General features: G+C 37.2%; 14 protein-coding genes and 2 pseudogenes. 8 read left to right on the forward strand and 8 right to left on the reverse strand.

Annotation, left to right across the window (positions count from 1 at the left end; all coding sequences use genetic code 11):
- Positions 1 to 87: 87 nt before the first annotated feature.
- Entirely contained in the window at positions 88 to 444 is a 357-nt protein-coding gene (gene soxR, locus GQR56_RS20495; RefSeq protein ID WP_166115100.1) for a redox-sensitive transcriptional activator SoxR, read from the reverse strand.
- A gap of 117 nt (positions 445 to 561) precedes the next feature.
- Between soxR and GQR56_RS20500 the strand changes: the two genes are divergently transcribed.
- From GQR56_RS20500 to GQR56_RS20510, 4 genes and pseudogenes are all read left to right on the forward strand, one after another.
- Entirely contained in the window at positions 562 to 864 is a 303-nt protein-coding gene (locus GQR56_RS20500; protein WP_206018235.1) for a RidA family protein, read from the forward strand.
- A 180-nt stretch (positions 865 to 1,044) separates the two neighbouring features.
- Entirely contained in the window at positions 1,045 to 1,365 is a 321-nt protein-coding gene (locus GQR56_RS21385; protein ID WP_206018236.1) for a hypothetical protein, read from the forward strand.
- Positions 1,366 to 1,403: 38 nt separating this feature from the next.
- A pseudogene (locus GQR56_RS21390) lies at positions 1,404 to 1,553 on the forward strand (hypothetical protein); the annotation flags it as partial.
- A gap of 100 nt (positions 1,554 to 1,653) precedes the next feature.
- Positions 1,654 to 2,532, forward strand: coding sequence for a DMT family transporter (locus GQR56_RS20510; protein WP_206018237.1), 879 nt, complete (start codon positions 1,654 to 1,656; stop codon positions 2,530 to 2,532).
- A 640-nt stretch (positions 2,533 to 3,172) separates the two neighbouring features.
- On the opposite strand, the gene GQR56_RS20515 is transcribed toward GQR56_RS20510, so the two are convergent.
- The 4 genes from GQR56_RS20515 to GQR56_RS20530 all read right to left on the reverse strand — a co-directional run bounded on the left by GQR56_RS20515 (position 3,173) and on the right by GQR56_RS20530 (position 6,751).
- A complete protein-coding gene (locus GQR56_RS20515; RefSeq protein ID WP_166115103.1) occupies positions 3,173 to 3,544 on the reverse strand; it encodes an MbcA/ParS/Xre antitoxin family protein in 372 nt (123 codons plus the stop codon).
- Between the two features lie 55 nt (positions 3,545 to 3,599).
- The gene (mobF, locus tag GQR56_RS20520) at positions 3,600 to 6,095 is read right to left on the reverse strand and encodes a MobF family relaxase (protein ID WP_346775784.1); all 2,496 of its coding nucleotides are present in this window, start codon (positions 6,093 to 6,095) and stop codon (positions 3,600 to 3,602) included.
- Entirely contained in the window at positions 6,095 to 6,376 is a 282-nt protein-coding gene (locus GQR56_RS20525) for a hypothetical protein (RefSeq protein WP_165725953.1), read from the reverse strand. The genes mobF and GQR56_RS20525 overlap by 1 nt, the downstream gene beginning before the upstream one ends.
- A 168-nt stretch (positions 6,377 to 6,544) precedes the next feature.
- A complete protein-coding gene (locus GQR56_RS20530; RefSeq protein ID WP_166115111.1) occupies positions 6,545 to 6,751 on the reverse strand; it encodes an AlpA family phage regulatory protein in 207 nt (68 codons plus the stop codon).
- 820 nt (positions 6,752 to 7,571) lie between these two features.
- Between GQR56_RS20530 and GQR56_RS20535 the strand changes: the two genes are divergently transcribed.
- On the forward strand, positions 7,572 to 7,898 hold the full coding sequence (locus GQR56_RS20535; protein ID WP_166115114.1) for a hypothetical protein: 327 nt from the start codon (positions 7,572 to 7,574) through the stop codon (positions 7,896 to 7,898).
- A 555-nt stretch (positions 7,899 to 8,453) separates the two neighbouring features.
- Here GQR56_RS20535 and GQR56_RS20540 read toward each other — a convergent pair.
- Positions 8,454 to 9,158: an HNH endonuclease gene (locus tag GQR56_RS20540; RefSeq protein ID WP_166115117.1), complete on the reverse strand. Its 705-nt coding sequence runs from the start codon at positions 9,156 to 9,158 to the stop codon at positions 8,454 to 8,456.
- A 588-nt stretch (positions 9,159 to 9,746) separates the two neighbouring features.
- Here GQR56_RS20540 and rnk point away from each other — a divergent pair.
- The 3 genes from rnk to GQR56_RS20555 all read left to right on the forward strand — a co-directional run bounded on the left by rnk (position 9,747) and on the right by GQR56_RS20555 (position 11,239).
- Positions 9,747 to 10,160 carry a nucleoside diphosphate kinase regulator gene (rnk, locus tag GQR56_RS20545; protein WP_166115120.1) on the forward strand — a complete coding sequence of 138 codons (414 nt, stop codon included), beginning with the start codon at positions 9,747 to 9,749 and terminating at the stop codon, positions 10,158 to 10,160.
- Between the two features lie 200 nt (positions 10,161 to 10,360).
- Positions 10,361 to 10,792 carry a VOC family protein gene (locus tag GQR56_RS20550; RefSeq protein WP_166115123.1) on the forward strand — a complete coding sequence of 144 codons (432 nt, stop codon included), beginning with the start codon at positions 10,361 to 10,363 and terminating at the stop codon, positions 10,790 to 10,792.
- A gap of 9 nt (positions 10,793 to 10,801) precedes the next feature.
- Positions 10,802 to 11,239 (forward strand): hypothetical protein, encoded by a 438-nt coding sequence (locus GQR56_RS20555; RefSeq protein ID WP_024610811.1) that lies wholly within the window; start codon positions 10,802 to 10,804, stop codon positions 11,237 to 11,239.
- Between the two features lie 13 nt (positions 11,240 to 11,252).
- Here the strand turns inward: GQR56_RS20555 and GQR56_RS20560 are convergent, their stop codons facing one another.
- A complete protein-coding gene (locus GQR56_RS20560; RefSeq protein ID WP_166115126.1) occupies positions 11,253 to 12,728 on the reverse strand; it encodes an NAD(P)H-hydrate dehydratase in 1,476 nt (491 codons plus the stop codon).
- A gap of 307 nt (positions 12,729 to 13,035) precedes the next feature.
- Positions 13,036 to 13,106: pseudogene (locus tag GQR56_RS20565) on the reverse strand (elongation factor Tu); the annotation flags it as partial.

Genomic DNA, 13,106 nt, shown 5'->3' on the forward strand with positions numbered 1-13,106 from the left:
ATTTTCATGACGGACGTTCCCTTTTAACTGAGTGTGAGTTAATACCAGTTTGGCGCATTGACGCCGTTTTGGGGAGCGTCCATCTCATCACCCACACCCTATACAACCAGTTAGATTCTCTCTTAAAGATTGAATCTGCCTTGTTTTGCTATCTAAATCTTTTTGCCACTTTTTTGCAACTCGTTCCCAATCTCTTTTCGTGGGGGTCTTATTCATTGGCAGCCCTTCCAACTCACGAGTAATCTCTTCAAGAGTGAACCCCACAGATTGTGCAACTTGAATTAAAGCAATTCTGCGTAACATTGCAGCTTTGTATCTACGTTGATTGCCACTCGTCCGTATGGCAACAATCAAGTTTTTAGTTTCGTAAAAACGCAGTGCAGACGTTGCGACCCCACTTCGCTCAGACAACTGACCAACAGTTAAATAATCATTACTTGTCATATTATTAGTTCCCAAAACAATGTTGAAACTCTATAAATTAAAGCATTGACTTAAAGTTAACTTTAACAATTATACTACTGCCAGAATTACAAAACAACGACTAAACTGGTTAATAAAATGACAAATAAGACACTTTCTTTTCATAACCCTTCAGAGCTATTTGACCCTACGCCATATGGCTTTTGTCACACAGTAAAAGCACCTTCAAATGGCGAACTTGTCTATATATCAGGCCAAAGCGGTGGTGAAGGAAAAGAACATACGTTAAATGAAGATTTTCGCCATCAAGTACAGGCACTACTCGCCAATTTAGCCATTGCTTTAAAGTCTCATGATTTGAAGTTTAGCGATGTGATGAAAATCACTATTCTCATCGTTGATCACAACATGGAAAAACTTACCATTTGGGAGAAAAAATAAACAAATATTGGCAAGAACGTATGCTTCCCGCCAGTACCTTAATTCCTGTTCCAGCACTTGCGCTTGAAGGGATGCTGATTGAAGTTGATGCCATCGCATTCAAGTCAGCATAGCCAGTTGTCAAACTGGTTCAGAATAACATTTATAAACATTAACTATTTTATTTACAAAGGATTTTCTATGTTCGATTTTAAAGCACGACAAAATAACATTTTAAAAACAGCTATTATTGCCACATTGGCAATAACCTCATCAAGCAGCTTCGCTCAAGAGAAAACAATGACTTCATCAGTAGAAACAACCATCATAAATCCAGACGGCTTATATAACCCTGCACCCAATGGTTTTAGTCATGTAGTTATTTCTAAAGGCGGGAGTAGTATTGTTCATTTTGCAGGGCAAGGTGGAGAAAATAAAGAGGGCGAGTTATCTCCAGAGTTTGCTAAACAGGTTGAGCAAGCCTATAAAAATTTACGTATGCACTTAAAGCAGCTAATGTAAAGCCAAATCAAGTCGCCAAACTAACCACTTATGTTGTTAACTATGACCAATCAATGCTTGATGTGATGACAAAGCATATTGTTAAAACGTTTGGCAAGGCACTTCCTGCTCAATCATTAGTTCCCGTACCAAGATTAGCGCTAGATGGCATGCTTTTCGAGGTTGATGCGGTTGCCGTTATTGATTAAGCATTTTAATTAACCACCACCTTAATATTGAACCACGCTAAGTTGGTGTAACAATTCTTTCAATGCAAATTTACACATATTTCTTCAGGTTTAACTTTTTATGATTCTTAAAAATTATTTAACATTATTAGCCATTGGACTCATTTGGGGTTCTCAATTCATATTTCAAGAGTTTGCTTTAGTGAGCTTTTCTCCCATTTGGATTGGCGCTACACGTGCGGTCATTGGTGCAATCACGCTAATTGTGATTTGTAAATCTCTAGGGATTAAAGGCACAGGAAATCAATGGGTACTATTCAGCGTCATTGGCTTACTTGAAGCCGCAATTCCTTTTGTACTCGTACCGTGGGGACAGCAACATTTAGATAGCTCTATTGCTGCAATTTTGATGGGGACACTGCCGTTTTATGTATTGTTATTAGCGCCTATTTTTGTCAAAGGTGCAAAGATTAATATAGCCAATACTATTAGTGTTGTCTTGGGCTTTAGTGGATTATTGGTTTTATTCTATCCTGAACTATCAGGTGCAGGGGAAATCAACTTGGTAAGTTCAATGGCTATTGTGGTTGCTGCGATATGTTTTGCTATAGCACTTCTATTACTCAATCGCGTTAGAAACGAACACCCATTAATTGTTGCACGAAATGTACTTTCTGCGGCAAGTATTCAGCTTATCATTATTGCTTTCATTACAGCACCTTTTGAATACCAAGAAGCCTCTACAACGGCTCTATTTTCATTGCTTTATTTGGGCGCTGTATGTGCAGGTATTGTTTATTACCTTTATATGATGTGCATCAAAAATGCGGGGCCAGTATTTACTTCGATGACAAACTATATAGTGCCTGCTGTTGGTGTATTTATTGGCGCATTAGTCACTAATGACGCCATTCAAATGAATACATGGATAGCACTGATAGTTATTCTTTGTGCATTGTTCATCAATCAGGTTTTATCAAAAAATGAACGAATGACTTAAAACCACTTGTAAGTAAATAGGGATTGTGAGCTTGGAGGCAGTTCCATGCTCTAATCCAACTTTGCTTTATTATTTTTACCCACCTTTACACTATATGTTATCGTCTCTTTAAATCGAGCTTAGAATTCGCCATCAAAGCGGTTATCTTGGATGTATTACTTTTGTTTGCTTCTAGTTGGTTTAAAGTGAATGTTCAATAATCGAATATTAACGGCAGCTTTGAGCTGTTGTACGATGTAAAAAATCCGACCGTCAGCTTCTCGCTCATAGCTGCCGGTCTGTAGTGGTCAATAAAATTTGGCCACAGTTTTAGAATCTTTGTAGCTTCTCATTTCGTCATGATGTTAAAAAACACGCAAAGCAATCTCTGAGGTTCTTTTAGGGTTTTTATTTAATATTTATACTTTTCAGTAAAGAAGGCAGAAGCAAAGTGTTTTTTTCGCTATGTTTTTAATGACAAAATGAAAGAAATCTCACTAGGATAGTATCAAGCAGCAACCAAATAGCCAAGCTGTTGCACCGCACACGTCGCTCGATCGAATTAATAAGCTGCTCTAAAGTAGTGTGGTGCGAACAAATAAGAAATAAAGAAATGAACAACAGTGAAAAGGAAGCTCTGAATGGAGTAGTTGCAATTTACCTAAATAATATCTATTAAAGTACGTACACTCTCTAAGCCCTCATCTACGTCATCAAGGATGTATTCAAGTGCCGAAAAGCCATTGAAGTGCTCGTTAGGCTTATTTATCCAACTATCAGCCTTTGAGCGGTCATTAAATATTAAGCCTAGCCCTCTATAAATTCCAATGATATAAGAGATTCGTATCAATACATCCTCACTAAGGCTTCCAGTACCTCCTTGGTGCCACTTCTCATATATATGGCTACCTTGGCTACCCAGTAATAACTTTTGCTCATACGGCTCGATAAGCCAAGCTTTCATTATATTAAAAAAAGTTTTTAATGCCACTTGGGCAGTTCTTTGAGGGTTTTGTTGAAGATCTTTATCCATATGTATAATTACGCCTTAAAAACTTGTCTCTTAATAATAAAAATTTATAGCAGTATTAAGCCGTATTTCCCCAATATTCTAAAGCCATTACTTCTGAGCGTTCAGAACCCATATATTCAGCAAGCCTTTTTACTTTAATAGTATTTTGGTCTTTTCCGTTTACTGCATCTAAACCATAATGAACATCTAAAGTGCTGCCGTCTACAAACCAATGACAACGATTTTTGTGTCTTGAGCCTGCAACGTAGGAAGCTGCCCTATCCATTGCTTTGTTATAAAATACAAAAGTATCGCCATCTATCGTTCTTCCCTGACTACTGTATACCGTAAAAGCATATGCATGTACTAACTGAAGTGCGTCTTTCTCGTTCGAATATTCTGATTTTAAAAATGTTACTTTTTCTCCACAGTCTTTTTTTACCATAAAGAGAATATCTGAATTGGTATATTCAACTTTTATAATCCGACCTAATTGGCCATTGATTAAACCTAATCCAGGATTATTTTGGGTAAACCTTACACGATCCTGACTAGAAAATTTTTGTTTAAAATATTTATCAGAGACAGTACAGTTAACCTCAATCTCCTCTTTACCAAGCATACCTTGTTGCTGAAGATTTTCTCGAATAAGTCCATTAAGAGGTTGGATATCTTTCCAGTTATACGCTAAAACCATCCACTGCTTTTTAGGAGTATTTCTAACAAATCGATCCCAATGTTCAATCAAGCTTTCTAATGCATGGTCTCGAGATTCAGCTATATGCAATAAATCTTTTTGTGCCATTACTTTGAGTCCTTCTTCAGAGTTACCGGCTCTCAGCAAAGTTACAAGGTTTCTTGCCCAATTTTCTCGTTGCCTATATATCGTTTGTAGCTCAGTAAAACTATATCTTTTAGATAAATACAACAGGCAGCCACCATGATTTATCGCGCGTAATTGTTCAACTTCTCCTACTAAAACTAATTTCGAACCAGCTTGCTTTAAACCTTTTAACAAATCTAGAAGAGCTAATGAAGGGACTAATCCAGCTTCATCAATTAAAACTACTGTATTTACAAATTTTCTATTTTTGTGTTTGATCTCTATTAGCAATTTTTCGAAAGTACTACTTTTTATCCCCGTATCAGCTTCTAGTTGAATTGCAGCAGATTTAGATACCGTAGCGCCAACCACATTATAACCAGATAACTCATAAGCAATGCGCAGTGCTCCCATTGAAGTAGACTTCCCTGCGCCAGCCCTACCTTGTAAAATATCGAGCCTTGTTTGACACAACTCCAATACTGAATTCTTTTGCTCAAAAGATAACTTAAACCCCAGCTCTAATTCTTGCTTTTCTATGGCCACCATAACTACATTTTCAGATAACTGATAAGTAGTATCCTTTCGCAGTAAATCAGTAATACTTATTAATTCACGTTCAGATCTTAACATGGAGCTCGTTGTGTATATTTCTTTGCCAAAAGGATCATTTAGTGGACCAAGTAGTCTTTTGTTTTTGAGGATAGTATCAACAGTATTTAAAATTTCAGATAGGTTCACATGAAAAAACTGAGCCTCAGTAGCTGTTATTTCATATATTTTATGGATATCAATAATTGCTTTTGATTTTGTTAATTCTTTAATAACTTGGAATATTGGAATAGCCTCTAGGGCTGGTATTTTTTCTGTATTCAGGTTCTTATAAAAATAATCTCTTGTATAGCCTTGGTGGCTTAAAGCTGCACGCCATGCCTTTACTTGGCTAGCCCTACTTTTCTTTACCTTTGGCTTTCTCAAATAAAGTGAAACTTTATTCTTTATAGTTGGACTACTATCTTCAAGGCCCATCTCTTCAAGTTTGCTTTTGATTCCTTCACTACGTTTGGAAAAAAACCTACAAATCTCAAGGTTACTCCCTAAAAATGTAAAACAATCTGTCTCTTCTATCCTGATTATTTGAAACCCTAGCTCTCTTAAGCCACTGGCAAGTAATGCTCTATAAATCTTTGCCGCAGCCTTTTGCCAACGGTATACCAACTGGGATTTTAAACTAGCCCACTTGTTATCTTGTCTTAAAGTTAGTCGGGAGAGTAATACATGCGTGTGTAAATGAAAATCGCCTTCTCTAGACTGGTAATGCTTAAACAGTATTGCTGCAAACCCCTTAGTCTTTTCTAAATGTTTCCCACCCTGTCCAGTACGAGTAAAAGATACTTTTTTCTCTAAAAACTCTAGAGCCCCTAAAACAGATTTAAATTGAACGTCATCTATATGTTTTTGAAGTAAATCATCAGCTCGTGCATAAGCTTTAGAGATAGGTTTAGGTGCATTAAAAACTAAATCCAGTATCTTTAACTTCTTACTCTTACTACTACCAATAAGTTGTGTTCCATCAATATCGCATGCCGAAAATATATTAACTAACTCATTAAAATACATTTTCGGCTTTAACTTAAGCGCTTTTGCCACTTCCCCTGCATAAAGAACATCTATAGGCAGAGCATTACTACCAGCCTCATCGTCTTCCATATAATATTCCAGACGTGATTGCTTCGATATCGAAATCACTAAATTTTAATTCCATTTTCAAGTAGACGATCAATGGCCTCCTCTTTTTTATCTTCACTCAAATTAAGCATAGCCGAAAATGTTTCTATCAAAAGTTCACTTTGTCTTTGTTCCATAAGGGTTAACTGGTTTTCTATTTTTTGTTGTTCAAAATAATTCAGGCAAGATTTACGGATGATGTTAGCTATAGTCGTACCATCATTCTCAGCCTTAACTTCTAACTTGTTATAATCATCTTTAGTAAACCTAATGGTTACTGATTTCTCTAATTTATCGTTCATATTTGAAAACCTTGATTTCTTCTTTTAAATTAGCCACTTAAATATATTTTCGAGTTACCATGTATTACATGGTTATTTTCTTATGCTGTTGTTTAGTATCGGTTTTTTATTTTTGTTTTTTTTTAAAAATACAAACCGTGCATAATGTCTAGAGACAAATAGAACTGATTATTGAACTTGCCCCTTCTCTGTCATCTTTTTACGCGTAAGAAGCCACGCATCTACATCTTTCACAAAAAAGCCTACAGAGCGAGAACCAAGTAAAATAGGTTTTGGAAAGTTAGGATCTAGCCGCCAGCGCCATAAGGTACTTTTACTAACTTGTAGCTCTTCCCTTAACTCTTTCAAACGAATGATTTTATTTTTAAACTTCATAATTTAACCTTATAAATTAATAATTTACCCTTGCTGAAAATCAGCAAGCCAAAGAATAATATAAGGTTTCAAAAGTGTTTACTGGGGATCATTTCAAAAGTGAGAGATATCTCTCATCAATAACTAGTCCACTAGACTAAATGAGTTAATTTTAGATATGACTAAACCATGCAGAGGGCTATATGTCTTACAAGCAGTTGCAATGTAATTTACGATTTTGAATAAGCGACTAAAGTAATATCAGAAGTAGGGTTCAGCTATCCCTATAGTTAGGTGTAAGGTACTAAGTCCTCAGGGGCTCTAATAGCAGGGTTAGTTGCCCCATCTTCTAAGAATAGGCTCTAGCAAGACTCAACGCTCCTTATCGCTTTGGAGTAAGCTTAGCTCCTCCTCTTTGTGCTCAGAAGTAAGGTATTAAAAATATTGGAAGTAAGGTCAATTCACTTTTGCCGATCAGAAGTAACGTTCAGCTACCCTTATAGTTCAGGAGTAAGGTACTAAGTCCTCAGGAACTCTAATAGCAGGGTTAGTTGCCCCACCTTCTAAGAATAGGCTCTAGCAAGACTCAACGATCCTTATCGCTTTGGAGTAAGCTTAGCTCCTCCTCTTTGTTCTCAGAAGTAAGGTCAATTCACTTTTGCCGATCAGAAGTAACGTTCAGCTACTCTTATAGTTCAGGAGTAAGGTACTAAGGCCTCAGGAACTCTAATAAGTAGACATCTAAACACTCCTGTTTAGATGTTATCCTATAAGTTGCATAATAAATCAATTATTACTATATTATATATCGTATTTTTTATCGACTATTTTTGGAGGTTCTATGAGTGAAAATATTAAAAAATCAACTGTTGTTGGTGGTGTAGGTGTAGTAGCTACAGGTGCAACTGCTGCAACAACTGCATCAGCAGTTGTCGGTGGTTCAGCAGCTACAATTATGTCTGCTACAGCAGGAACTACTGGTGCAGCATTAGCTGCAACAGCGGGAACGGCTGGAACAGCAGGTGGTGCAGCTATTGCGTCAGGAATGGCAAGCGTTGGTGCAGCGGTTGGTGGTGGTATGGCTACAGGAGCAATCATTACAGTAGCAGCACCAGTAGCAATAATAGCTGCTGCCGGTTACGGTTTGTTTAAGTGGTTCGAAGATTAATATATTAAGTATTCATCTTTAAATTGAAAGGCTGTGATTATACAGCTTTTTTATTATCTATTCTTTACAAGTAGGTTTATGACATAACCACAGGGTTAGTTGCCCTCTCCCTTAAGAATAGCTTGGGAGTAAGCTCAGTCCACCCTGTAATCAGAAGTAAGGCTAGACTGAAAATATAAAAACAATCTCACCTTTGCCGGAGTTGATTATGCCATCCATATGAAAATTATTTTTAAAATGTGAATTAAAACCATATTTAGATATTACGGACAAAATTTAATATGTTATAAATTAATATAACGATTATAAATAATTATAAAATTATAAATAAAAGTAACGTAGGAAAAAACCGCGTCTTCTTTTTTTACAAAATGCCGAAAACTCAATGTTAGTTTGCTGCCTTTAAAGACACTCACGCTACCTTTAAAGACACTCACGCTACCTTTAAAGACATTCGCGCTACCTTTAAAGACACTCATGTCTGCCTTATAAAAGATACATGTACTACAACTGAAGCCACCGTTATCTCTTTAGAGGCAAGAATTTAAATTACTATTAAACTTCTTCTCTATGATATTTGACTAAAGCTTGATCAATTTTATGTTCGACATGAACTGTCAATTTTATTTCTTTGCCTTGGGGGCATGTTATAAAATCCACTGTATAATCATCATGGATAACAATAGCTTTTTTATCAAAAAGCGCATGGTGATTTGGGCAAAGGCACAATAGGTTTTCTTTAGTATCTGGACCATGATGAGGAGAGCCTAATGGCTTTATATGTGCCCCTTCAGCATAAAACCCCTTTGGTGTTTCTAATACTTCGTTACATATCTGACATTTGTGACCATATAATTCTTTTATATCTTCTGCGATCTGTGAGTTCCTAATGATTCGGTTAACGAATATTGGAGCTCTCTTTGGCTGTTCTGCAATTAATTCAGCAATGTCTTCAGGTACTTCGCTATCAACGCCAGAGTAAACAGAAAAGCCCAAACTTTCCAATATAGGTTTTATGGATCCTTTAACACCGCTAGTACTCGTATTTTCTAAATGTTTACCAAATTGATGAAAGTATGCACCTAGAAAAATAGGCTTACATTCATACAATAGACCTTCGTAGCAAACAAAGTAGGTAAAGCTGTTGGATGCTGTAGCTTTACCTCTATACCTTATAAGATACTCTTCACGCCCTAGTGACCTGTATTCCTGTATCGCATGTATAATAGCTTCATAACTATTAAAATCTTTATAACTCATAATGTAATATTTCCTTTTTAGATTATAGTGGTTACCCTAACTGCGGCTTACACTGGCCATTAAATTGATACCCTTAAATAATCACTCACTGCTTAAGTACACAGCTTCATATTATGAGGTCAGTACCTATATAACACACGAAATTAATTAGTACCTTTAAATAATGCAGTCAATACTTTATTATGAATATGCATTTTTGATATTTAGAACGCTAAGAGCTAATTATAATAATGGGGAATATCATTCTTTACTTCCCTCAGAAAAACTGATTTCATAGGTATGAACTTACAACAATGCACCCATACAAAAAGTGGGGTATAAGTTGGGGTATATTTTAGAAATTAAGCTTGCACCCCTTTAAAAACAAGCTAGTGGGCGGCATGATGTGATAAACATCACCTGCTAAGCACCTAGCTCAAACAAAAACCCAGCTTCGGCTGGGTTTTTAGCTATTGGGCACAAATAAAGTAAAAGCCACAGGTGTGGTTAATTAATAAAATAACTTCGCGTATCCTTTTGCTTCTTAAATGCATGCCAAGCCATACTCAGAGTTAATTTTATTTATTAAAAATTATTAAGGATATTAAGATGAATAAAAAACCTGAACTAATCATTTCATCACTCGATGCAGATAGATTGTATGACTTAATGGAATCACTTCCTGCAGGTAGCTTTGCTAATAAAGAAGAATTGGAAGCTGAACTGGCACGAGCAACAATAGTCGAACCTAAAGATATGCCATCGTCAGTTGTAACGATGAACTCAACTGTAAACTTTATTGTTGAGTCTTCTAAAGAAGAATTTACGTTAACCTTGGTGTACCCAAAAAATAGTGACTCTAACGGCGATAAAATATCGATACTATCACCCGTTGGTAGCGCATTACTTGGACTGTCACAAGGCGACGAAATTGAGTGGCCTAAACCGAGTGGCGGCTTAATAAAGGTAAAAATAAAAGAAGTAACCTATCAACCAGAACGTGCTGGTGAATTACACAGATAAACACTTTATGCACTTAGTACTAAAAAATCGATTTAAAGTAGATCCAGCCTCGGCTGGGTTTTGCTTTTTATTATAAGGCAGATTGATACTGTTTAATTTATACCTATAACTAAGTTACATATTGGGGGCATATACCCTGCGTAATCGTTTACTAATATGATAAAAAGCACATTTATTTAAGAGTACGGAGTAAACTAAACATGACTAACGTTCAACAGCATATCGGCAGCATTGCATTAGTTGTTAAAGACTACGACGAGGCAATTGAGTTTTATACTCAAAAGCTTAATTTTGAGTTAGTCGAAGATACTGATTTAGGAGATGGTAAACGCTGGGTGTTAATTTCACCTCCAAATTCAAACGGGGCTTGTTCAAATGGGACTAATTCGAGCAGGGCTAATCTACTGCTCGCTAAAGCCACAACACCCGAACAGATCAGCGCTATTGGTAATCAAACGGGTGGTCGCGTGTTTTTGTTTTTGCATACCAATGACTTTTGGCGAGATTATAATTTAATGCTTTCTAAAGGCGTTACATTTAACGAAGAACCTCGAGTAGAACCCTATGGCACCGTAGTGGTTTTTGAAGACTTGTATGGTACAAAATGGGATTTATTACAGCTTAATAATTAGTGAGATAAAATGCTGTTAAATATAAAAGCAAAATTTTTATTAAGTGCGGGAGTAATTTCATTCTCAGCAGCTATATGGCATTTACTTTGTATATGGGGTGGCACTAGTTGGTTTATATTTGCTCGCGCCCCAATACAAATAATAGAATCATCACAGCAAGGTACATTCTTTGCGCCTTTAGGTAGTATTGCAATAGCTGGACTCATGTTTGCCTGTACTGCATTTGCCTTATCAGCAATTGGCTTAGTGCGTAACATAGTACTTACTAGAACCGCTTTAATTGCTATTGCAACCTTGTGTATCATACGAAGCTTAATAATTATCCCTGCATTAATGCGTGCCGATACGTGGAATATTATAGCAAGCAGTGTTTGGCTTTATGTAGGTGTATGCTTTTTAGTGGGTGCAATGACGTTTCACAATTTAAAACCGAACACTAATAGTTGAGTGACGCTTAACCTCACGTCACTTTATTAACTAACTCTCTTACAATTGAGAATAAATCACTGGGTAGCATTCCCCTTTGCCCGTCTCGCTCACTTGCGATATCGCCGGCTTTAGCGTGTAGTGTTACACCATAGCGTGCTGCTTCATCAATATTTAAACCTTGAGCAAGTAATGCACCAATAATACCGGTAAGTACATCACCACTGCCTCCAACAGCGAGTGCCGGATTACCATCTTCACATACCCACGTTTGCTGAGCATTATCTATTAATGTTCCTGCGCCTTTTAATACACAAGTTGCTGTGTAACGTTTGGCGCAAAGACGAGCATAATTAAAACGATCTGACTCTATCTCGCTGGTACTAACACTCAGGAGTCGAGAGGCTTCACCAGGATGCGGAGTAAGTACGCATTGATCTAACATATATGATGAAGCTTGCTTAGCCAGTAAATTAAGAGCGTCTGCATCTATAACTAATGGCATTTTGTTGTTTTGGCAATACTGCATTACTTCATCGAACGTTTGTTGTGCCCATTCGTCTTGCCCAAGCCCTGGGCCAATAACAACGCAGCTTGCCCACTCTAGCGCTTGATGTAAATTATTACTGCTTACCATGAGCTCTGGTCTGCCAATACTGATGGGGGTTATTGAGCTTTCGTGTGTATACACTCTTACCATGCCAGCACCGGCTCTAAGGGCAGCTTCACTACTTAGCCTAATTGCACCTGCAGTACCTTGGTTACCACCAACACATAAAAGCTTGCCATGGCTGCCTTTGTGGCTATTGATTGCTCGTGTGGCTATTCCTTTAAAGCTATTAATATTAATCAGGGTTCCTGATGATTGAGCTATACGAATAAACGCATCGCCAATTGCTAAATCATCAAATACTAACTTACCGCTATATTGTTTACCTGCTGTAGTTGTGAGCCCTTGCTTAATACCCACAAAAGTAACGGTTGAAGTAGCTTGTACTGCGCACCCCAATGGCTGTCCGGTATTAGCCTCAATGCCTGACGGTATATCAATGCTTATTACGGGCTTACCACTGTTATTCACAGCTTTAATAATGCCAGCAAAGTTATCACTCACTGTATTTTTAAGCCCAGTACCAAGGAGAGCATCAATAACTATATCGCACTCATTAAGGGCATCTTTTGTAAAATGAGAAACAAGTCCACCCGCTTCAATCCATAACTGCTGCGATTTTACTGCATCACCTGTTAATGCCTTGTTAGGATCAACTGCGCATACACTCACTTGTTTTCCTAATTGCTTTATAAGCCTCGCAGCAATATAACCATCTCCAGCATTGTTTCCATGCCCTACAAGCACCAAGGCATGCTGGGCGTTAAATAACTGCCATTGATCCAATACAGCCTCTCCTGCGCGCTCCATGAGGGTAAATAAATCACAATGGCTATTTTTAGCTGCAAGCGCTTCGTTATCTCTCACCTGCTCTGCGCTAAATATGGTTTGATTAAGCATATATGCTCCTGTTAGCTGGCTTTGATTTTACTTTATCAAGACTCAAACCTATCGGCTAGATTAGTAATTAATTTTTATATGTTGTGAGAACTGCTGGGAGGTAAATATTTAGGTGAAAAAGTTATTTAGGTATTAAAAGCCCGAGATTAAACTCAGTTCTTAATAATTAGCTAGGTTAGTAATTACGCTACGATAGTTACTTTAGGCCAAAGGTAGGAACACCGCTTTTATATGACACTTTATTTTAGACATTAAAAAACCCGAGACTAAGCTCGGGTTTTTGGGTAAAAATTAGCTAGGCTAATAATTACGCTACGATAGTTGCTACAACACCAGCACCTACAGTACGACCACCTTCACGGATAGCAAAACGAAGAC

This window comes from Pseudoalteromonas sp. Z9A5 (genome assembly GCF_011378875.1).
Classification (GTDB): Bacteria; Pseudomonadota; Gammaproteobacteria; order Enterobacterales; family Alteromonadaceae; genus Pseudoalteromonas.

Bases quoted from the DNA above. Each gene is read 5' to 3' on its own strand.
- rnk (WP_166115120.1), top strand. From the start codon at position 9,747: ATGAATAAAAAACCTGAACTAATCATTTCATCACTCGATGCAGATAGA.
- soxR (WP_166115100.1), bottom strand. From the start codon at position 444: ATGACAAGTAATGATTATTTAACTGTTGGTCAGTTGTCTGAGCGAAGT.
- GQR56_RS20525 (WP_165725953.1), bottom strand. From the start codon at position 6,376: ATGAACGATAAATTAGAGAAATCAGTAACCATTAGGTTTACTAAAGAT.
- GQR56_RS20550 (WP_166115123.1), top strand. From the start codon at position 10,361: ATGACTAACGTTCAACAGCATATCGGCAGCATTGCATTAGTTGTTAAA.
- GQR56_RS20500 (WP_206018235.1), top strand. From the start codon at position 562: ATGACAAATAAGACACTTTCTTTTCATAACCCTTCAGAGCTATTTGAC.
- GQR56_RS20535 (WP_166115114.1), top strand. From the start codon at position 7,572: ATGAGTGAAAATATTAAAAAATCAACTGTTGTTGGTGGTGTAGGTGTA.
- GQR56_RS20555 (WP_024610811.1), top strand. From the start codon at position 10,802: ATGCTGTTAAATATAAAAGCAAAATTTTTATTAAGTGCGGGAGTAATT.
- GQR56_RS20530 (WP_166115111.1), bottom strand. From the start codon at position 6,751: ATGAAGTTTAAAAATAAAATCATTCGTTTGAAAGAGTTAAGGGAAGAG.
- GQR56_RS20510 (WP_206018237.1), top strand. From the start codon at position 1,654: ATGATTCTTAAAAATTATTTAACATTATTAGCCATTGGACTCATTTGG.
- GQR56_RS20515 (WP_166115103.1), bottom strand. From the start codon at position 3,544: ATGGATAAAGATCTTCAACAAAACCCTCAAAGAACTGCCCAAGTGGCA.
- GQR56_RS20560 (WP_166115126.1), bottom strand. From the start codon at position 12,728: ATGCTTAATCAAACCATATTTAGCGCAGAGCAGGTGAGAGATAACGAA.
- GQR56_RS21385 (WP_206018236.1), top strand. From the start codon at position 1,045: ATGTTCGATTTTAAAGCACGACAAAATAACATTTTAAAAACAGCTATT.
- GQR56_RS20540 (WP_166115117.1), bottom strand. From the start codon at position 9,158: ATGAGTTATAAAGATTTTAATAGTTATGAAGCTATTATACATGCGATA.